This is a genomic window from Bradyrhizobium sp. USDA 4353 (assembly GCF_054063215.1).
This window is the reverse complement of record NZ_JBSSGB010000001.1, coordinates 5,537,599-5,556,789: the sequence shown is the minus strand read 5'-3', so window position 1 is coordinate 5,556,789 and position 19,191 is coordinate 5,537,599. Positions and strand designations below refer to the sequence as shown.

General features: G+C 65.9%; 13 protein-coding genes and 2 pseudogenes. 3 read left to right on the top strand and 12 right to left on the bottom strand.

The window, feature by feature from the left end; translation table 11 throughout:
• Positions 1–5: 5 nt before the first annotated feature.
• Positions 6–1,649, top strand: a complete 1,644-nt coding sequence (locus ACVILH_RS25140; RefSeq protein ID WP_456715285.1) for an acyl-CoA synthetase — start codon at positions 6–8, stop codon at positions 1,647–1,649.
• Between the two features lie 503 nt (positions 1,650–2,152).
• Here ACVILH_RS25140 and ACVILH_RS25135 read toward each other — a convergent pair.
• The 7 genes from ACVILH_RS25135 to ACVILH_RS25105 all read right to left on the bottom strand — a co-directional run bounded on the left by ACVILH_RS25135 (position 2,153) and on the right by ACVILH_RS25105 (position 9,646).
• Positions 2,153–2,791 carry an antibiotic biosynthesis monooxygenase family protein gene (locus ACVILH_RS25135; RefSeq protein WP_456715284.1) on the bottom strand — a complete coding sequence of 213 codons (639 nt, stop codon included), beginning with the start codon at positions 2,789–2,791 and terminating at the stop codon, positions 2,153–2,155.
• A gap of 170 nt (positions 2,792–2,961) precedes the next feature.
• Entirely contained in the window at positions 2,962–3,762 is an 801-nt protein-coding gene (locus ACVILH_RS25130) for an MBL fold metallo-hydrolase (RefSeq protein ID WP_456715283.1), read from the bottom strand.
• On the bottom strand, positions 3,759–4,550 hold the full coding sequence (locus ACVILH_RS25125; protein ID WP_456715282.1) for a TatD family hydrolase: 792 nt from the start codon (positions 4,548–4,550) through the stop codon (positions 3,759–3,761). Before ACVILH_RS25125 ends, ACVILH_RS25130 begins: the two co-directional genes overlap by 4 nt.
• Positions 4,550–6,700: a methionine--tRNA ligase gene (gene metG / locus ACVILH_RS25120; RefSeq protein ID WP_456715281.1), complete on the bottom strand. Its 2,151-nt coding sequence runs from the start codon at positions 6,698–6,700 to the stop codon at positions 4,550–4,552. The genes ACVILH_RS25125 and metG overlap by 1 nt, the downstream gene beginning before the upstream one ends.
• Before the next feature lie 69 nt (positions 6,701–6,769).
• A complete protein-coding gene (locus ACVILH_RS25115; protein WP_456715280.1) occupies positions 6,770–7,810 on the bottom strand; it encodes a DNA polymerase III subunit delta' in 1,041 nt (346 codons plus the stop codon).
• Positions 7,807–8,487, bottom strand: a complete 681-nt coding sequence (gene tmk, locus ACVILH_RS25110) for a dTMP kinase (protein WP_257164796.1) — start codon at positions 8,485–8,487, stop codon at positions 7,807–7,809. The genes ACVILH_RS25115 and tmk overlap by 4 nt, the downstream gene beginning before the upstream one ends.
• 4 nt (positions 8,488–8,491) lie before the next feature.
• Positions 8,492–9,646, bottom strand: a complete 1,155-nt coding sequence (locus ACVILH_RS25105) for a D-alanyl-D-alanine carboxypeptidase family protein (protein ID WP_456717071.1) — start codon at positions 9,644–9,646, stop codon at positions 8,492–8,494.
• Positions 9,647–9,952: 306 nt separating this feature from the next.
• Between ACVILH_RS25105 and ACVILH_RS25100 the strand changes: the two are divergent.
• A pseudogene (locus ACVILH_RS25100) lies at positions 9,953–10,861 on the top strand (alpha/beta fold hydrolase).
• On the opposite strand, the gene ACVILH_RS25095 reads toward ACVILH_RS25100, so the two are convergent.
• From ACVILH_RS25095 to ACVILH_RS25080, 4 genes and pseudogenes are all read right to left on the bottom strand, one after another.
• Positions 10,858–11,334 carry a GNAT family N-acetyltransferase gene (locus ACVILH_RS25095; RefSeq protein ID WP_456715279.1) on the bottom strand — a complete coding sequence of 159 codons (477 nt, stop codon included), beginning with the start codon at positions 11,332–11,334 and terminating at the stop codon, positions 10,858–10,860. The pseudogene ACVILH_RS25100 and the gene ACVILH_RS25095 sit on opposite strands and share 4 nt — an antisense overlap.
• A gap of 57 nt (positions 11,335–11,391) precedes the next feature.
• On the bottom strand, positions 11,392–11,940 hold the full coding sequence (locus ACVILH_RS25090) for a phage tail protein (protein ID WP_456715278.1): 549 nt from the start codon (positions 11,938–11,940) through the stop codon (positions 11,392–11,394).
• Positions 11,941–12,404: 464 nt separating this feature from the next.
• Positions 12,405–12,542, bottom strand: a pseudogene (locus ACVILH_RS25085) (phage tail protein); the annotation flags it as partial.
• 163 nt (positions 12,543–12,705) lie between these two features.
• Positions 12,706–13,248, bottom strand: a complete 543-nt coding sequence (locus ACVILH_RS25080) for a phage tail protein (RefSeq protein WP_456715277.1) — start codon at positions 13,246–13,248, stop codon at positions 12,706–12,708.
• A gap of 596 nt (positions 13,249–13,844) precedes the next feature.
• On the opposite strand from ACVILH_RS25080, the gene ACVILH_RS25075 reads away from it, so the two are divergent.
• On the top strand, positions 13,845–18,023 hold the full coding sequence (locus ACVILH_RS25075; protein ID WP_456715276.1) for a putative Ig domain-containing protein: 4,179 nt from the start codon (positions 13,845–13,847) through the stop codon (positions 18,021–18,023).
• Positions 18,024–18,099: 76 nt separating this feature from the next.
• On the opposite strand, the gene ACVILH_RS25070 is transcribed toward ACVILH_RS25075, so the two are convergent.
• Positions 18,100–19,020 carry a septal ring lytic transglycosylase RlpA family protein gene (locus ACVILH_RS25070; RefSeq protein WP_456715275.1) on the bottom strand — a complete coding sequence of 307 codons (921 nt, stop codon included), beginning with the start codon at positions 19,018–19,020 and terminating at the stop codon, positions 18,100–18,102.
• Positions 19,021–19,191: the final 171 nt, after the last annotated feature.

Here is a 19,191-nt window from a genome sequence, read left to right as displayed (position 1 = left end):
CAGCCATGAGCACCAACCAATACCAGCTCGGCCTCGACAAGAACCCCGCCAACTACGTGCCGCTGACGCCGCTCAGCTTCCTGGCGCGCAGCGCGGCCGTCTACCCCGACCATGTCAGCACGGTCTATGAAGGCCGCAGCTTCACTTGGCGCCAGACCGACGAGCGCTGCCAGCGCTTCGCGTCCTATCTCGTCGGCCGCGGCATCGGCGTCGGCGATACGGTCGCAGCGATGCTGCCAAACATCCCGGCGATGAACGAAGCGCATTTCGCGGTGCCGATGACCGGCGCCGTGCTCAACACGCTCAACATCCGCCTCGACGCGCCGTCGATCGCATTCCAGCTCGACCACGGCCAGGCCAAGATCATCCTGGTCGATCCGGAATTCTCCGGCGTGATCAGCGAAGCGCTGAAGCTGATGAGCGGCGCAAAACCGTTCGTGATCGACGTCGATGATGCGTCCTACGCCGGCGGCGGCCGCATCGGCGAGATCGAGTACGAGGCCGCGGTCGCTGCTGGCGATCCCTCTTTCGAACCGCGCCGTCCCGCTGACGAGTGGGATGCGATCGCGATGAGCTACACGTCGGGCACGACAGGCAATCCCAAGGGCGTCGTGACGCATCATCGTGGCGCCTATCTCAACGCCGTCAGCAACATCCTCGCCGGCGGACTCGGCCAGCATCCGGTCTATCTCTGGACCCTGCCGATGTTCCACTGCAACGGCTGGTGCTTTCCCTGGACCATGGCGGCCGCGGCGGGCGTCAATGTCTGCCTGCGCAAGGTCGAGCCGACCAAGATCTTCGAGCTGATCAAGACTCACGGCGTCACCCACATGTGCGGCGCGCCGATCGTCTACAACGTGCTGATCAACGCGCCTGATGCGCCCAAGGGGAAGCGCGAGAAGCCAGTTGTCGGCCTGATCGCCGGCGCCGCGCCGCCGGTTGCCGTGCTCGAAGGCGCCGAGAGCATCGGCATCAAGCTGACGCATGTCTACGGCCTCACCGAGGTCTACGGCCCCGCCTCCGTCTGCGCCGAGCAGCCCGGCTGGGACGATTTGCCGGCGCCCGAGCGCGCGCGGCTGAAGCGTCGCCAGGGCGTGCCCTATCCGCTCCAGGAAGCCGTTACCGTGCTCGATCCGGAGACGATGCAGGAGGTGCCGCGCGACGGCGAGACCATCGGTGAGGTCATGTTCCGCGGCAACATCGTCATGAAGGGTTACCTGAAGAACGAGAAGGCCACGCAGGAGGCGTTCGCCGGCGGCTGGTTTCACACCGGCGATCTCGGCGTGCTCGACGAGCACGGCTACGTCATCATCAAGGACCGCTCAAAGGACATCATCATCTCCGGCGGCGAGAACATCTCCTCCGTCGAGGTCGAGGACATCCTCTACAAGCATCCTGCCGTGCTGTTCGCCGCCGTCGTCGCCAAGCCCGACCCGAAATGGGGCGAGGTCCCCTGCGCCTTCGTCGAGCTGAAGGACGGCGCCCAGGCGACGGAAGCCGAGATCATCGCCTATTGCCGCAGCCACATGTCCGGCTTCAAGACGCCGAAGGTCGTGGTGTTCGGCCCGATCCCGAAGACGTCGACGGGGAAGATCCAGAAGTTCCTGCTGCGCAATGAGGTGAATTCGGCGAAGGCGATCTCGGCGTAGGGCAACCGAACTATCAGCTGAGCTGATGAGCTGCATCGACGCGGACGGTGCACCCTCTCCCCTTGTGGGAGAGGGTGGTTTCGATGCAAGGCATCGAAACCGGGTGAGGGGTTGCCACGAACTCAAAGCGCAATGTGACGTAAGAACCCCTCACCCAAGCGAGCTTGTGGCACTGTCATACATGCCCTCTCCCACAAGGGGCGAGGGCCCAGTCACCGCCACCGCGCCCGCGGCGAGACAAGGTGACGTCCGCTCGACTCTCGATGGCCGCAGCCTGTCCTGACAGCACTCTGAACACTCCCGGCCTCCGCACCGCTACCCGATACAGTGCCCTCGCCCCCAAGGCGAAGCGAAGCTTCGCCAGGGTGGGAGAGGGCAGCGCCGGCGCCGCCTCGTACTCGATTGGGTGAGGGGTGTCTCTCCGCGAGCAACGCGCGTGGAGAGGCGCAATTACGTGACCAAACTTGCGCGTCTTTTTTCTTTCGATCGTGTTGTGCGGACGATTAGTCGATCGCTTCGCCCCTGCTCTTCTGCGGATAGTATTGCGGCGCTTCGCGGCGTTCGTACATGCCGTAGTCTCTGCTGACTTCAACGATGCGAATGTTGTCGGAGCCGGGTTCGGTGAGGAGTTGAGCGCTCAGCGAGATGCCGGTGGATTCGTCCGGCAGCTCGATTAAATGCGCGAAGCGGCCTTGCCGATACACGCTGGAAAAGCTCTCGACCCCTAGGTTCGTAACAGTATTCAACTGCGGCTCTGCCGTCTCCAGCACGAGCACATAAGTCGGCGCACGCCGCTTCGGATCGTTGTACGTCCCACGCCGCTCCGGCTGCCAGGCCGCCTGCCCCGGCCTCACCTCGTGCACCAGCTCGGCGACGCGCAGGCGATAGTCGGAAAACACCTTGTCGCGGCCGAGCGTCTGGATATCGTGGTGATGGGCGTGGACGCGCCAGGCGGTCATGGCGCCCTCGTCCTGCCAGATCTGGTAGGACAGGATCAGGTTGTCGCGCGACAGGCTCCTGAAGCGATCGAGGAACAGGCAGCCGCCGAGCGCGTCGAGCTCGGGCCGCAGCGCGGCTGCGAGCTGGAGGTACTGATCGAGACGGCCGGGCTTGACCTCGACCTCGAAGAACAGCGACAGCATGGCAAGCTGCTCCTTGTTAGTTCAGTGCGAGTTGCTGCGTAGGGTGGGCAAAGCGGCGCCGTCAGGCGACGCGTGCCCACCGGCGGGCGGCGTACTCATCGGCAAGATGGTGGGCACGGCGCCGCTTCCACCTCGCGCGTGGCGAGAGTTTGCCCGCGCCTTTGCCCACCCTACGCAGTCAGTTCCAGTCGCATGCCGTCATAGGCCGGGACCACGCCGGCCGGCAGGCTCTGGCGCAGCACCTCGTAGTCGAGGTCGGCGGTCATGTTGGTGATGACGGCGCGCCGCGGCTTGAAGCGCTCGATCCAGGCGAGCGCGTCGTTGACCGAGAAATGACTCGGATGCGATGCCGGCCGCAGGCCGTCGACGATCCAGAGGTCGAGGTCTTCCAGCGCGCCCCAGCTCTCCTCGGGAATGTCGTTCAGATCGGGCGTATAGGCGGCGTTGCCGATGCGATAGCCGAGCGCGGGGATGTTGCCGTGCTGGACCAGGAAGGCGGTCAGCTTCAGTTCGCCGCCCTTCCCTTCCACAGCCTGGGTCTCGCCGGCTTCGATCGAATGCTGCGTCAGGATCGGCGGATAGTCGCTGCCCGGTGGCGAGATGAAGCAATAGGAGAACCGGTGCATGATGTCCTTGGCGGTCGACTGGTTCAGGTAGACCGGAATGCGCCGGCGCTGATGCAGCACCACCGAGCGCAGATCGTCGATGCCATGGGTCTGGTCGGCATGCTCATGCGTGAGGAAGACCGCATCGATGTGATCGACCTCCGCGTCGATCAGCTGCTCGCGCAGATCTGGCGAGGTGTCGATCACCACCCGCGTCACGCCATGCGGCCCGTGGCGCTCGGCGAGCAGCGAGCAGCGGCGGCGGCGGTTTTTGGGGTTGCTCGGGTCGCAGGCGCCCCATCCCAGCGCCGGGCGCGGCACGCCGGCCGACGAGCCGCAGCCAAGGATGGTGAGCGTCAGGGTCATGCCAGCACCTCGGGTCGTGGCACCTTGGAGAACAGCTTGAAGAAGGTATCAGAGGTCTGGCGCGAGAATTCCTCGAACGAGACGCCGCGCGTTTCCGCCAGCACCTTCGCCGTCTCCACCACATAGGCCGGCTCGTTGCGCTTGCCGCGGAACTTGCCCGGCGCCAGATACGGCGCGTCGGTCTCGACCATGATGCGGTCGGCCGGCACCTCGGCGGCAAGCGCGCGCAAGCTCTCCGACTTCTTGAACGTCACGATGCCCGTGAACGAGATGTGCAGTCCGAGATCGATCGCCTTCATCGCCAGCTCGCGTCCGCCGGTGTAGCAATGCAGCACGGCCTTGAAAGGTCCGCGCGCCATCTCCTCGTCGAGGATGCGGCTACACTGCTCATCGGCCTCGCGGGTGTGGATCACCAGTGGCAGGCCGGTTGCGCGGGCCGCCGCGATATGTGCGCGGAACCCGCGCTCCTGCGCGTCCTTGGAGCCGTGGTCGTAGAAATTGTCGAGCCCGGCCTCGCCGAGCGCGACCACCTTCGGATGCTTCGTTAGCGCGATCAGCTCCTCGGCCGTGATGCCGTCCTCCTCATCGGCGTTGTGAGGATGCGTACCGACCGAGCAGAACACGTTGTCGAACCGCTCGGTGATGGCGAGCAGGTCCGGCAGCCTGCGCACCCGGGTCGAGATCGTCACCAGTCGGCCGACGCCAGCCGCGGCGGCACGCGTGACGATGCCATCCAGATCCTCTGCAAAGTCCGGAAAATCCAGATGGCAATGGCTGTCGACCAGCATCACGCCGCCGTCGGTTCGATGTAGCGCGGGAACACCGCCTGCGGTGCCGGCAGCTGCGTGCCCGCCGCAATGCGCACCTCGCCGCCGAGCTGCGCGAAGGTCCGCTCACCTTCGGGGATCCCGAGGCTGTCGAGCAGCTTCGCGGACGCCGTCGGCATCACCGGCTGCGTCAGGATCGCGACCTGCCGGATCACCTCGGCGGTGACGTAGAGCACGGTGTGCTGGCGCTTCGGATCGGTCTTGGCCAGCGCCCACGGCGCCTCGCCCGCGAAATAGCGGTTCGCCTCGGCGACCACCGACCACACGGCATTCAGCCATTGGTGGATCTGCTGCGTCGCCATGGCTTTCCGCGCCGCTCCGATCATCGCATCGGCCTCGGCCAGGATCGCCTGGTCGTTGGCAGAGAACTCGCCGGGCTCCGGTAGCACGCCGCCCAATTGCTTGGTGATCATCGACAGCGAGCGCTGCGCGAGATTGCCGAGGTCGTTGGCGAGGTCGGCGTTGATGCGCGCGACGATCGCCTCGTGATTGTAGTTGCCGTCCTGGCCGAACGGCACCTCGCGGAGGAAGAAATAGCGCAGCTGGTCGACGCCATACTGGTCGGCGAGATTGAACGGATCGACGACGTTGCCGACCGATTTCGACATCTTCTCGCCCCTGTTGAACAGGAAGCCATGCGCATAGACCCGCTTTGGCACGGGCACGCCGGCCGACATCAGGAACGCCGGCCAGTACACCGCATGGAAGCGGATGATGTCCTTGCCGATGACGTGGACGTCGGCGGGCCAGTACTTCCAGTTCTTGTCGCTCTCGTCGGGGAAGCCGACGCCGGTGATGTAGTTGGTCAGCGCGTCGACCCAGACATACATCACGTGCTCGTCGTCATGGGGCACGCGGACGCCCCAGTCGAACGTGGTGCGCGAGATCGAGAGGTCCTTGAGGCCCCCCTTCACGAAGCTCGTGATCTCGTTGCGCCGCGCATCAGGCCCGATGAAATCGGGCTGGCTCTCATACAGCGCCAGCAGCTTGTCCTGATAGGCCGACAGGCGGAAGAAGTAGCTCTTCTCCTCGACCCATTCGACCGGTGTGCCCTGGGGTCCACGGCGGACATTGTCCTCGCCGACGACCGTCTCCTCCTCGGCGTAGTACGCCTCGTCGCGCACCGAGTACCAGCCCGAATAGGTGTCGGCGTAGATGTCGCCGTTCTCGAGCATGCGCGTCCAGATCGCCTGCACCGATGCGTGGTGGGCGGGCTCGGTGGTGCGGATGAAGCGGTCGAACGAAACGTTCAGCCGCTCGTCCATCTCGCGGAAGCGGCCGGCGTTGCGGGTCGCGAGCTCGGACGGCGTCAGGCCCTCGTTCTGCGCGGTCTGCACCATCTTGAGGCCGTGCTCGTCGGTGCCGGTCAGGAAGAACACGTCCTTGCCGTCGAGCCGCGCAAACCGCGCGATGGCATCGGTCGCGATCGCCTCATAGGCGTGGCCGATATGCGGGCTGCCATTGGGATAGGCGATCGCGGTGGTGACGTAGAAGGTGTTGCTCTCGGCCGGCGCGGCGGCCACGGGCTCGGCGGCTTCCTCTGTCTCGGTGACCTCGATCTCGACAACCTCGACCTCAGCCACGTCGATCTCGGCGATCTCGATGTCGGGAGCCGCGACGGCCTCGACCTTCGGCTTGCGCGGGGCCTTGGGCTTTGCGGCGCGCGCCGGCTTCGGGCTCTCGGTAGCCGCTGGCACGACTGGATTCGGAGCAGGCGCGGGCTTCGTCGCCGCTGGCTTCTTCGACGACGCGGGCTTGGTGGCGGCGGCTTTGGGAGCGGTCTTCTTGACCGGTGTAGCAGGCTTGGCCGCGGCCTTCTTGGCAGGCACCTTCACAGCCTTCTTGGCAGTCCCTTTGCTGGCAGCGACCTTCTTCGCAGCCTTCGGTGCCTTGCTCTTGGCGGGCGCGGAAGACGTTTTGCCTTTCGTAGCCTTGGCTTTCGCAGCCTTCGCCTTCTTGTCCTTGTCAGCCGCGGCCTTCGCCTTGGCTTTGGTCGCGGCGGTCTTGGCCTTCGCGGGTGACTTCACAGCCTTCTTGGTGGCAGCCTTGTTCGCGGCGCCCTTGGTCGCCGGCTTGCCCTTCTTCACGGTTGTCTTGCTGGCCTTGGCCACGGCAGATTCCTCTTTGACGCCGTCGGTGGACGGATTGATCCTGATGATCCCGGGATGATGGTCGGCGCGTTACCGCGTGGCTTCGGCGAGCATCCCGAACACCGAGAAAACCAGCGGTTTTCGCTCCAGATTATAGGATTCGGTGTCGCGCGCGGCGCGGACGATCTTTTCCCATACCTCCGCCAGCCGTGCAAGGCGCGGCAGTTCCGCGTTCGGATCTTGCGCCCGCAGCCGTTCCGCCACCCAGCGCTCGATGCTGTCGAGGAAGCTCGCCAGCGCGACGCGATCGCTGGTGCCGAGCGCGTCGCCCAGGGCATGCAGCTCGCCGGCGTCGATTCGCGGCAGGCCCGCGAGCAGCGCCGCGGTCCGGGTCTGCAACTGCAGCCCGTCGCCGCCCATCAGCATCACGGTCCTGGAGACGCTGCCCTCGGAGGCCTTGGCCGCCTCGCGCAGCGCCGGCTCGCCGCCGTCCATGCCGGTCGCCTCGGCGGCTGCGCTGATGACGTCCTCGGTCGACAGCGCCCGCAGCGCAAGCCGTCGGCAGCGCGACTTGATCGTAGCGAGCACCCGTGCGGGGGCGTGGCTGACCAGCAGGAACAGCGATTGCTGCGGCGGCTCCTCCAAAATCTTCAGCAGCGCATTCGCCGCGTTGGGATTGAGCTCGTCGACGGTGTCAACGATGCAGACGCGCCAACCTTCGACGGCCGCCGTCGAGCCGAAGAACGAGATCGTCTCGCGCGTCTCGTCCACGGTGATGACCGTCCGCAGCACGCCCTTGTCGTTGGCGGAGCGCTCCAAGGTCAGCAGGCCGCCATGGGCCTCCGAGGCGATCAGCCGGGCGACATGATCGTCCGCATCGACGTGGAGCGATTCGGCAGCGCGCACCTCCATGGCGGTGGGATCGCGATGCGCCAGCACGAACCGCGCCATGCGATAGGCCAAGGTCGCCTTGCCGATGCCCTGCGGCCCTCCGATCAGCCAGGCATGCGCCATGCGGCCGCTGCGATAGGCGGCAAGCAAAGCGGCCTCCGCCTCGCGGTGCCCGAACAGCGCCGTGGTCTCGCGCGGATGGCGGACCGCGATTTCCGGCTCGACCTTGCGCGCACTCATGACGCGGCTGCCACAGCCGTGAACAGGCGCTCGCGTACGGCATCCCAGACGATGTGCGACACGGCCTCGGCGCTCGCGGTCGCGTCGATCAGCACGCAGCGCCTGGGATCGTCGGCCGCGATCTTGTGAAAGGCGTCGCGCAAGCCTTTGTGGAACTTGATGTCCTCGCCCTCGAACCGGTCCGGCGTGCCGCTGCCGCGCCGCGCCGAGGCGCGCTGCAGGCCGACCTCGACGGGCACGTCGAGGATCAGGGTCAGGTCCGGCTTGAGATCGCCGATCGTCACCCGCTGCATCGCGTTGAGCACGTCGGGCGCGACCTTGCCCTGGCTGCCCTGATAGGCCCGCGTCGAATCGAAAAAGCGGTCGCACAGCACCCAGCTGCCCTGGTTGAGCGCCGGCAGAATCACGTTGCGCACATGGTCGTCGCGGGCGGCGGCGAACAGCAGCGTCTCGGCCTCGGCGCCGAGCAGCTTGCCCATCCCGGAGAGCACGAGGTGACGCATGATCTCGGCGCCGGGCGAGCCGCCGGGCTCGCGCGTCAAGACCACGCGCACACCCTCTTTCTCCAGACGGTCCGCCAACATCTTGATCTGCGTGGATTTTCCGGCGCCCTCGCCGCCTTCGAAGGTGACGAATCGGCCGCGGCCCGGACCACGTTTCAAAGCTGCATCCGCCATGTCTCTAGAGCTTCTCGGCCCCGGCGCGGAACATTCCGATCACGAGCTCGCTCGCTCCGTCGATCGCGCGCCGCATCGTGGACCCCCTGGCCACCGCCTCCGCAGCATAGACGGGGGCCTCCATGGCGATATTGGGGCCGCGCCAGACCCTGACAACCCCGACCTTCTGCCCCGGCTCGACCGGCGCTTTGACCGGCCCGCTGTAGATGATCCGCGCGAGCAGCTTCTCGCCGCCGTTCTTCTGCACCATCACCTTGACCGGCACCGGGCTCGACAGCTTGACCGAGCGGCTCTCGCCGCCGAACACTTTTGCGTAGCCGAGCGTCTGGTCGGCGGTGAACAAGGTGCGGGTCTCGAAGTTGCGGAAACCCCATTCCAGCATCTTCTTGGCCTCGGTGGCGCGATCCTCGGGATCCTCGAGGCCGTTGACCACGACGATCAGCCTCGTGCCGTTCTGCACGGCGGAACCGACCATGCCGTAGCCGCCCTCCTTCGTGAAGCCGGTCTTCAGGCCATCAGCGCCTTCCATCGCATTCAGCAGCGGATTGCGGTTCTGCTGGCGGATCTTGTTCCAGGTGAATTCCTTCTCGCCGAAGATCTTATAGAATTCCGGGAAATCCAGGATGATGTGCCGCGCGAGCATCGACAGCTCGCGCACCGTCATCTTGTTGCCGGGGTCCGGCAGGCCATTGGAATTGGCGAAGGTCGATTTCGTCAGGCCGAGCTCGCGGGCACGCTTGGTCATGTAGTCCGCGGCAAAGATCTTCTCGTTGCCGGCCATGCCCTCGGCGAGCGCGATGCAGGCATCGTTGCCGCTCTGGATGATCGCGCCATGCAGGAGATCGCTGACGGACACTTTGCTGTTGAGCGCTGCGAACATCGTCGAGGTGCCCGACGGCGCGCCGCCGCGGCGCCAGGCATTCTCGCTGATGCGGTATTCGTCGTTGAGCTTGATGGTGCCTTCCTTGACGGCGTTGAAGACCACTTCGGCGGTCATCAGCTTCATCATGCTGGAGGGCGCGCGAAGCTCGTCGGCGTTCTTCTCGAACAGCACGCTGCCGCTGTTGGCCTCGACCAGGATCGCGGTCGGCGCGTCCCCGTCGAAGCCGCCGTCTTCCTTTTTCGCGCCCTGGACGCTCTGGTTGGCGGCATAGAGCATCCCGCTCCAGCCGACCGCCAGCGCGGCCGCCAGGGCGATGAGGGCACGCGTCGTCCGCCCGGACGTGGTGCCGGCGCGGCGGAACGGTAAAAGCATGAGATTCATCGGCTAAGCTCTGGAGCGCGCTTGGAATCTAGCATCTGGGCGGTGCGCAAACAACTCGGCAGTCCGCCGCCGCCGTGGCTGTCCCGCGATTTGCACCGTGCTGCGCGCGATGCGATACCGTAGGACCAAGAACAGAAAAACCACTGGGAGGACGCGGTGTCACAGGCGCGGATCGTCGAGGCCAACGGAATTGAGCTGTTCGTGCGCGAACAGGGCGAAGGTCCGCTCGTTCTGCTCTGCCATGGCTGGCCCGAGCTGTCCTATTCGTGGCGGCATCAGATCCCGGCGCTCGCCGAGGCTGGTTATCGGGTCGTGGCGCCCGACATGCGCGGCTTCGGCCGCTCGCAGGCGCCTGCTGATATTGCCGCCTACTCCATCTTCGACACTGTGGGCGACATGGTGGCGCTCGTCGGAGCGCTCGGAGAACGCCAGGCCGTGATCATCGGCCATGATTGGGGGGCGCCGGTGGCGTGGCACGCCGCGATGTTTCGCCCGGACATGTTCACCGCCGTGGCCGGCCTGAGCGTGCCGCCGCCGTTTCGCGGACGCGGCCGGCCGCTCGAGACGCTCAAGGCCGGCGGTATCGCGAATTTCTACTGGCAGTATTTTCAGACGCCGGTGTCGCCGAGGCCGAGCTCGAGCGAGACGTGGCCCTGACGATGCGCACTATGCTCGCACGAGGCTTCTCCGACCCGCAGTCGCTGTTCGTGGCGCCCGGCAAGGGCTTTCCTTGGCGAGACGAATCCCAACCTGCCTCTGCCGGCTTGGCTCAGTGAAGCCGACCTCGCCGAGTTCATCGCGGCCTACCGTACCTCCGGCTTTCGCGGCGGCCTCAACTGGTATCGCAACATCGACCGCAACTGGGAGCTGACCGCGCCGTGGCAGGATGCGCCGATCCGCCAGCCATCATTGTTCATCGCCGGCAGCGACGATGCCGTGATCAAGGGAATCATCGGCGCCAAGCGCGTGCAGGACATGGAGCGCGTGCTGCCCGACCTCCGGCGCAAGCTGATCATCGAGGGCGCCGGTCACTGGATCCAGCAGGAATGCGCCGCCGAGGTGAATGCAGCGCTGATCGCGTTCCTACACGAGGTCGCGGCGGCAGGTTAGCTTGCGAGCACAAGCTCCATCCGGCGATGCGAGGCCGTGGCCGCATCCGCGATATCGCAGAAACCCAGCCGCGCATAGAACCGCATCGCGTCCTCATTGCTGGTCGCGACCGCGAGCGAGAGGACGCCGGCGCCCTGCTCCCGTGCCGCGGCGGCGACCGCTTCCATGATCTCGCGCCCGACCCCGGCGTTGCGGGCGCCCGGCAGCAACGCGAGATCGACGACGTGCCACCGCGTGACAGTGCGATCGAGCAGCAGCCGCCCGACCGGCGAACCATCGCGGAGGATGATCAGAGACTGCGCCGCCGGACACTGCGCCGCATAGCCCGCCACCTGCGCACGATACTGCTGCGCCACCACGATATCGAGCATTGCAGAAGGCAGGCCGGCGGTCGCGAGTTGCGCCGCTTTCACGGACTTGAACAGGTCGCGCAGGAACGGCTCGTCGGCGATATCGCCGAGCCGCAGCCGCAAGCGCGCATCCTGCGAGACGATCTCGCTGGCGATCGTCGTTGCCACGGACATGCGAGGTCAGGAGTTGTTGAACGACGGGAAGATGCCCGCATAGCAAATGCACCAGATCAGCGCCTGGGTCGGCTGCATGTTGTCGTGCGGGATGTTCTGCCCGGTCGACGTGACCGCATTCGGCGCAAAGTTGACATTCGCCGGCGGGGCCACGAAGCCGTTGAAGCCGGGATCGATGGCCACCATGGTGCCGGCCGTCCCCGGTCCGGGCGCAGCGTTCTCAGCACTCTTGCTCCCGAGCTGCAGATTATGCGTGTGGGACGGCAACTCGGCGGACACCAGGGATACGGTGCTGCTGCCAAGCGTCTCGCCGATCACGCGCGGCTGCAGGCCGGGGCCGTCGCCCTGGCCGTTGGTGATGCTGCCGCTCAGATTGGGGAGCTGGAAGTTGGTGGTGCCGTTGCCGCCATAATAGGTGCCGATCAGCGCGAACAACGGCGTATATCGCTGGATCGGCAGCACCTGCCCGAAGCACGGCAGCCAGGCACTGTTGAACCCGCCGGTGGCGAAGGTGAACGGAAAAGCCTGGATTTCGCCGATGAAGGGATCTGACACGTGGACTCTCCTCGAGAATGCGCCATTCGAGACTACGCGATGAGTTGCGATCGTGCCGCGACGCCTCAGCCTGGCGAGGGGAAGATGCCGGCGATGCAGATGCAGTAGTTGCCGACAACCGTCGGCATGATGTTGTTGTGCGGAACGCTCTGTCCCGTAGCGACCAGGCAGGGAGCCATGACCGAGTAGGTTCCTGCATCGGCGATGGGCGCGTCGAGATTGCCAGTCGACGCAGTCGCTAGATGGACGGTCGGGCCAGGCGTCGCCGTATCGGCGGGAACGGTGCACGACAGCAGAGCGTGACTGTGGGCAGGAATCTCGTTCGAGATCAAAGTATGATCGTCCTCGCCCGCGATCTGGCCGATGATATACGGCGTGCCATCCTGCGTCGTGCCCTGCCCGAGCGGGACGCGCCCGCGCAGATCGGGAAGGTTGAAGGTCTGGATGCCATCGCCGCCGAAGGTCGTTCCGATGACGGCGTAAAGCGCATCATTGGCAGCGATGGATTGCGAGCTTCCGTCGCAGGCCAGCCAGCCATTCCGGCACGCGTGGAAAGGCGAACAGCCTGATCTCGCCGAGAAACGGGTCTGACATCCCGACATCCTTTCATTGAGCCGTATCATTGAGCCGTATCATTGAGCCGTATCATTGAGCCATGTCATTGAGCGATGCCATTGAGCGATCGACGCCGTCTTGCCGACGGCGCGACATTGCGTCTCGATCGAGAAGGTCGAACACGGCCGGCGTGAGCTGCGCCGACCCGCCTCAGTCGCGTGAGGGATAGACCCCCTGCATCGCGATCAGATAGTTGATGACGAGATAGGGCTGCATGTTGTTGTGCGCCTGCCCGCCGCCGGTGTTGGTGATGTTGGTGCCCGTTGCCAGCGGCACTTCGCCGACCCCTGCGGTGGCGAAGATCAACTTGGTGTCGGTCGGCGGAAACGTATTGGTTCCGAACAGCTTGTCCGTCGGCGCGGCGACGCGCCCTGCGCCGTTGGTCGTCGACGCCTGCATCAAATGATTATGTGACGGAAGCTGCGGGACGGTCAGCGTCACTGACGTTTCACCGCTGACCATGCCAGCCGGATATTGGCCGCCGTTTCCGGTCGAGCCGAGGATGGCGCGGCCACGCAGGTCCGGCAGCGCGAAGGTCGTGACGCCATTGCCGCCGTAATAAGTACCGAGCAGCGAGAACAGCGCCTGATTGGGCTGGATCGCGAGCAGCGCGCCGTTGCAGAACGCCCATCCACGCGGGGCCTGGTTTCCGGCAAAGGGCATGATCTGCCCGAGCACAGGCGTCAACGGCATGCAGTGTCTCCCCCGAATATGTTCTTCGACAATCAGTTCGCAGGTGAAAGCAAAGGTTCAATAAGATCGAGCGATGGACACGCGTCCGATAGGCGAGAGAAAATAACTCTCGCGCTTTGATTGTTAGAGAGCGCATGTTCGCGCGTCAAGCCCGGTCCACAAGGCAGCAACCTGAGGTCGTGAGTGAGCTTGTGGCCTTCGCGAGATTCGGATGTTGCCATGTGTTGATCGGCGTGCATTGCGTGATCATCATCATATTACCGCGGAACACACTCGTCCTGATTCCAACGGTTCCATGATGTTGCGCGTCGGCAACGTCACCTTCCAAATCCGCTCTGCATGCCTCCTTGATGTCCCTCATGGGCCGGCGGCGGCTTGCCTAACCTTGGGTAGTAGCGACAAGATCGCGGCATTGAGTACCAGCGATCTGATTTCAACGAGGCGCGCACGCTCCAGACATAGGATCGGCGCGAGGGGGCATTGTGCTTTTTCTGTTACTGATCCACCTGCTTCGAAGCGGATGTGCGCGTCTCGCCACGTCGTTCGATCGTGCGACGTCGGGCCGCAGGCTTTCGCGACCTCTTTCTAAGCGAGCCGTGAACGCTGCCAGCGTCGCCGCGGCGGTGAGCCTCACCTTGCTCGGCCTCTCGTCGGGCGCCCAGGCTCAATCGGCCGGCTCGACCTTTTGCGGCTCTGCGCTCACGGCGGCCTATTCGGGCTATAGCGGCTCGGGCACCGGCAGCGCGACCACCACGCAGACGCAGGGGTCGAATGTCTGCAGCAATGCCTTCAACACCGTCGGCACACAGGATGCTGACATCTCTCTCGGCCTGTATCCGTCCGCAAGCTTCAACGTCTCGTCCTTTGCGAACGCGGGCACCGTGCTGACACCGACCTACAGCAATCAGACGGTGACATCCGCCAACGGCGTGCAGTTCAAGGTGTCGGCGAATTCGGTGGACGGTGGACAAACGAGCTCCTACTCGTTCGCACTGCTCGGCCTCAATACCAGCGGCCAATCGACCGACTACATCACGATGTATGCGATCGATTCCAACAACTGTCCGACGGCGAGCTGTCCCTCGACCCCGACGTCGCCGTTCAATCCCATCTTCGTCAAGATCACTGGCTTGCCGGCGGGACCGATCGCGACCCAGGCCATTGCGTCGAAGGGTTTGACTGTCAACACGGCGACCACGTCCTTCACGCCGGTCACCGGTAGCGGCGGCACCGGATCGCTCACCTACGGCATTTCGCCGACATTGCCGTCCGGCCTCAGCTTCAACACGACGAATGGTGCGATCAGCGGCACGCCCACGGTCACCAGCAGCGCCACGACCTATACGGTCACGGTCACCGATACCAACAGCCTGTCGGACAGCAAGACCTTCCAGTTGACGGTCAACGGCGCGGTCACGGCGACGCAGTCGGTGGCGTCCAAGACGCTCACCCAGAACCAGCCCTCGACCAACTTCACGCCGGTCACGGGCGGCGGCGGCACGCCGAACTATACCTACAGCATCTCGCCGTCGCTGCCCTCGGGCCTGACGCTCAGTCCCTCGAGCGGTGCGATCACGGGAACGCCGACCGCCACGAGCGGGTCGCAGACCTATACGATCACCGTGACCGACGCCAACTCGGCGACCGCCTCGAATACGTTCACGCTCGCCGTCAACGCCGCGGTGACTGCCACACAGTCGGTCGCCTCGAAGACGCTGACCCGGAACCAGCCGTCGACCAACTTCACCCCGGTCACCGGCGGCGGCGGCACGCCCTCGCTGACCTACACCATCTCGCCATCACTGCCTGCGGGCCTCTCGCTCGGCAGCAGCACGGGTGCGATCACAGGCACGCCGACCGCGACCAGCGGTGCGACCACCTATACGATCACCGTCACCGACGCCAATAGTGCCACCGCGAGCAACACGTTCAGCCTGACGGTCAACAGCGCGGTCACGGCGACGCCATCGGTGACCTCGGCCACCGTCACCGTGAACACGGCGATCACGTCGTTCACCCCGATCAACGGCGGCGGCGGCACGTCACCACTGTCTTACGGAATCTCGCCGACACTGCCGGCCGGCCTCAGCTTCAACACGGCGACCGGCCAGGTCAGCGGCACGCCGACCGTCGTCAGCAGCACCACCACCTACACGGTAACGGTGACGGACGCCAACAACGGCACGGCCAGCGGCACCTTCCAGGTGACGGTCAACGGCCCGTTGAGCGCGACCCAGGCGATCGCCTCCAAGGCGCTGACACAGAATACGGCGGCAACCTCGTTCACGCCGGTCACCGCAGCAGGCGGCACGCCGTCCTACACCTACGGCATCTCACCGTCCCTGCCCACGGGCCTCACGTTCAGCACCAGCACCGGCGCGATCACCGGCACGCCGACGGTGATCAGCGGCACTACCAACTACACGGTCACGATCAACGATGCCAACAGCGCCACCGCCTCCAACACGTTCAGCCTGACGGTGAACGGCCCGGTGACCGCGACGCAGGCGATCGCGTCGAAGGTCGTGACCGCAAACCAGGCGGTCACCGCCTTCACGCCGGTGACCGGCGGCGGCGGCACCACGCCATACACCTACAGCGTATCGCCTTCGCTACCCGCAGGTCTCACGATCAACAGCTCGACCGGCAGCATCAGCGGCACGCCGACGACCGCGAGCGGCGCCGCCACCTACACGGTCACCGTGACCGATGCGGCCAGCGCGACCGCGACCAACACATTCAGCCTGACGGTGAGCGGCGCGGTCTCCGCTACGACGGCCGTGCCGTCCACCACGCTGCCGTACAATCAGCCGGTCACGCCGTTCACGCCGGTGACCGGATCGGGTGGCACGGGGACGCTGACCTATGCGGTGTCTCCCACTTTGCCGGCCGGCCTCAGCTTCAATACATCGAACGGCCAGGTCACCGGCACGCCGACCGTGCCGACAGCGGCGACGACGTTCACGGTCACCGTCACCGACATCAACAGCGCGACCGCGAGCGCGACCTTCAGCCTGACCGTCAACGGTCCGGTCGCCGCGACGACGGCCGTGCCATCCACCACGCTGCCGATCAACCAGGCAGTGACGCCGTTCACGCCGGTGACGGGCTCCGGCGGCACCGGCACACTGACCTATGCGGTGTCTCCAGCCCTGCCGGCCGGTCTTAGCTTCAATGCGTCGAACGGCCAGATCAGCGGCACGCCGACCACTACGACGCCGGCGGCGACCTATACGGTGACAGTGACCGACACCGTCAGCGCGACCGCCAGCGCCACGTTCAGCCTCTCGGTCGGGCGGCTCAGCACGACGGTGGCGCTGACATCGTCCCAGAACCCGAGCCAGTTCGGCCAGCCGGTGACCTTCACCGCGACCGTGACGCCGCAAGTCGGCGGCGGCGGGACGCCGACCGGCACGGTGACGTTCAACGACAATGGCTCGCCGATCGGCACGGGAGCTCTGACGGGCGGCGTCGCCACGCTCGCGATTTCGACGCTTGCGGTCGGCAGCCATACCATCACGGCGAGCTATGGCGGTAGCGCACTGTTCACGGCGAGCACGTCGCCTGGGCTCGCTCAGACCGTCAACGTGCCGGTCGACAGCGTGCGGCTGCGCTCGCTGCAGCAGACCGTCTCGAAGATGGTGGCGCAGAACTCCGGGCAGGCAATCTCGGGCGCGATCGATGATGCGATTGCCGATGGCTTCAGCGACGGCGGTGGGGCGTTCCTGACGCCGGGCGGCACGCGCATGCGCTTCAACTTCTCGGCCGATCCGCGTGATCAGGACGAGCGGCCTGTGGCCGCGGACGGCGCCGCCGGCACCAATGCCGCGTCCTCGCTGCTGCCGGGCGCGCCGCAGCGCGGACGCGCCGTCAATCGCAACCGGGTCGACGATGCCTTTGCCGCGATCGACCGCGGCGACAAGAAGCAGGCGGCGCCGAAATGGCACGAGCAGAAGGAGTGGCTGCTATGGGCCGACGTGCGCGGCACCGGCGTCGACCGCTTCGGCACGACCAGCACGGCCGGCGTCACCCAGTCCAGCCAGGCCTCGCTCTACGGCCAGCAGCTCAACGCCATGATGGGGCTGACCTATCGCGCGTCGCCGAGCGTCCTGGTCGGCGTGCTCGGCGGCTACGAGACGTTCAGCTACACCCAGCAGGACATCAACGGAAAGCTGAAGGGCGACGGCTGGACCACCGGCGCCTATCTCGGCTGGAAGATCGTGCCGACCTTGCGCTTCGACGCCGCCGTCGCTTATTCCGGCATCGGTTATGATGGCAGCGCAGGAACCGCGCAGGGCAGCTTCACCGGCCAGCGATGGATGCTCTCCTCCGGCCTGACCGGCACCTACAAATGGGCGGGCGTGGTGCTGGAGCCGTCGACCAAGGTCTACGCGCTGTGGGAGCACCAGAACGCCTATACCGACTCGCTGGGCACGCGGCAGGGCTCCTACGACTTCGCCAGCGGCCGCGCCTCCAGCGGTCTGCGCGCCGCCTACCCCGTTGCCTGGCTCGATAGCGGCCTGCTGCTGACGCCGTTCGTCGGCATGTATGGCGACTATTATTTCAACAAGGAGGACGCCAACGCCCTCGTCGCCGGCGCCTTGGCGTCGACGCCGCTGCTGCAGGGCTGGTCGGCCCGCTTCACCGGCGGCCTCGGCATCGAGACGGCGGGTGGCGCCGGCGTCGGTCTCGGCGCCGAATATGGCGGCATCGGCGGCAACACCCGCGTGTGGACCTTCTCGGCCAAGGCGCGGGTGCCGTTCAGCGCCCGATGAGGGAGAAGCTGCCGCGCGAATCAAAACCGCCCCGGACGGGGCGGTTTTGGGCATCTGAAAGCGATCGACGGTGTGCTCAGTAAAGGCCGCGGCCGCTCATGATGTCGCGCGCCTCGTCGGCGCCGTCATTGGCGGTCGTCTCTCCCTGCGAGACGTAGCGGCCGCTCTGGTCGTAGGAGACGGCGCGGGGATTATCGAGGGTGCGTCCCCTGGAGCGGCTGGAGGCCGACAGCTCGGAGGTCGCGCCGATCGAGGCCATGTCGGCTGACGTGTTGCCGAGCGTATAGGGCCGGCCCTCCGGCATCGGGATCTCGCCGCGAATCGGACGGCTCGCGCCCATCTCCGGCACGAACGGCTTGGCCGAGGCAACGCGGACCAGCGACGGCGCGGGCGCCGGGATGCCGGTGCGCAGGGTCGCCATCAGCTGGGTATCGTCGGAGCCTTCGAGCGGCGCCCGGCCGACATATTCGACGCGCACCTTGGCGATGCCGTTGCCCTTGAACTCGAGCAGGTCGGCCGCCTTGTTGGAGACGTCGATCAACCGGTTGCCGTGGTACGGGCCGCGATCATTGATCCGGACGATCAGCGATTTGCCGTTGGCGAGATTGGTGACCCGCGCATAGCTCGGCAGCGGCAGGGTCGGATGCGCCGCCGTCAGCGAGGCCATGTCGAACACCTCGCCATTGGCGGTCAGGCGCCCGTGGAAGTCGTCGCCATACCAGGACGCCATGCCCTCGGCGCGATAATTGGTGTCCTCTTCCGGCACGTAGGTCTTGCCGGCGACCGTATAGGGCTTGCCGACGCGGTAGACGCCGCCGCCCTTCGGCACCGGCTCGCCGAAGCCGACGACACGCGGGCTCGACGACACGCCGTATTTCGGATCGACCTTGCTGGCGAACTTGTTGGAGGAGGCGCAATTCGCGACCATCAGGCAGGCGAGAATCGCGACAGCGCCGCGCACCGCTCTCCCGGCCGGATCTGTTTGATCAATCCCCATCGACCCCAAATACCACTTCGCCGGTGGTCGCTCGAGCCGCGCCCCGCAGCCCCCACGTACCGGCTTCTCCCCGAGTCGCATCCCCGCAACTCACTGCATAAGGATAACGCAACCCGAACACGGCGGAAATGGGGTGGCCCCCGCCTTGGTTAACCGGAGCTTTCCGGGGCG

What these genes read in the sequence shown, in the direction of transcription:
- ACVILH_RS25135 (WP_456715284.1), bottom strand. Translation starts at nt 2,791, where the DNA reads ATGCTGTCGCTGTTCTTCGAGGTCGAGGTCAAGCCCGGCCGTCTCGAT.
- ACVILH_RS25080 (WP_456715277.1), bottom strand. Translation starts at nt 13,248, where the DNA reads ATGCCGTTGACGCCTGTGCTCGGGCAGATCATGCCCTTTGCCGGAAAC.
- ACVILH_RS25070 (WP_456715275.1), bottom strand. Translation starts at nt 19,020, where the DNA reads ATGGGGATTGATCAAACAGATCCGGCCGGGAGAGCGGTGCGCGGCGCT.
- ACVILH_RS25125 (WP_456715282.1), bottom strand. Translation starts at nt 4,550, where the DNA reads ATGCTGGTCGACAGCCATTGCCATCTGGATTTTCCGGACTTTGCAGAG.
- ACVILH_RS25130 (WP_456715283.1), bottom strand. Translation starts at nt 3,762, where the DNA reads ATGACCCTGACGCTCACCATCCTTGGCTGCGGCTCGTCGGCCGGCGTG.
- ACVILH_RS25115 (WP_456715280.1), bottom strand. Translation starts at nt 7,810, where the DNA reads ATGAGTGCGCGCAAGGTCGAGCCGGAAATCGCGGTCCGCCATCCGCGC.
- ACVILH_RS25105 (WP_456717071.1), bottom strand. Translation starts at nt 9,646, where the DNA reads ATGCTCTATGCCGCCAACCAGAGCGTCCAGGGCGCGAAAAAGGAAGAC.
- ACVILH_RS25140 (WP_456715285.1), top strand. Translation starts at nt 6, where the DNA reads ATGAGCACCAACCAATACCAGCTCGGCCTCGACAAGAACCCCGCCAAC.
- tmk (WP_257164796.1), bottom strand. Translation starts at nt 8,487, where the DNA reads ATGGCGGATGCAGCTTTGAAACGTGGTCCGGGCCGCGGCCGATTCGTC.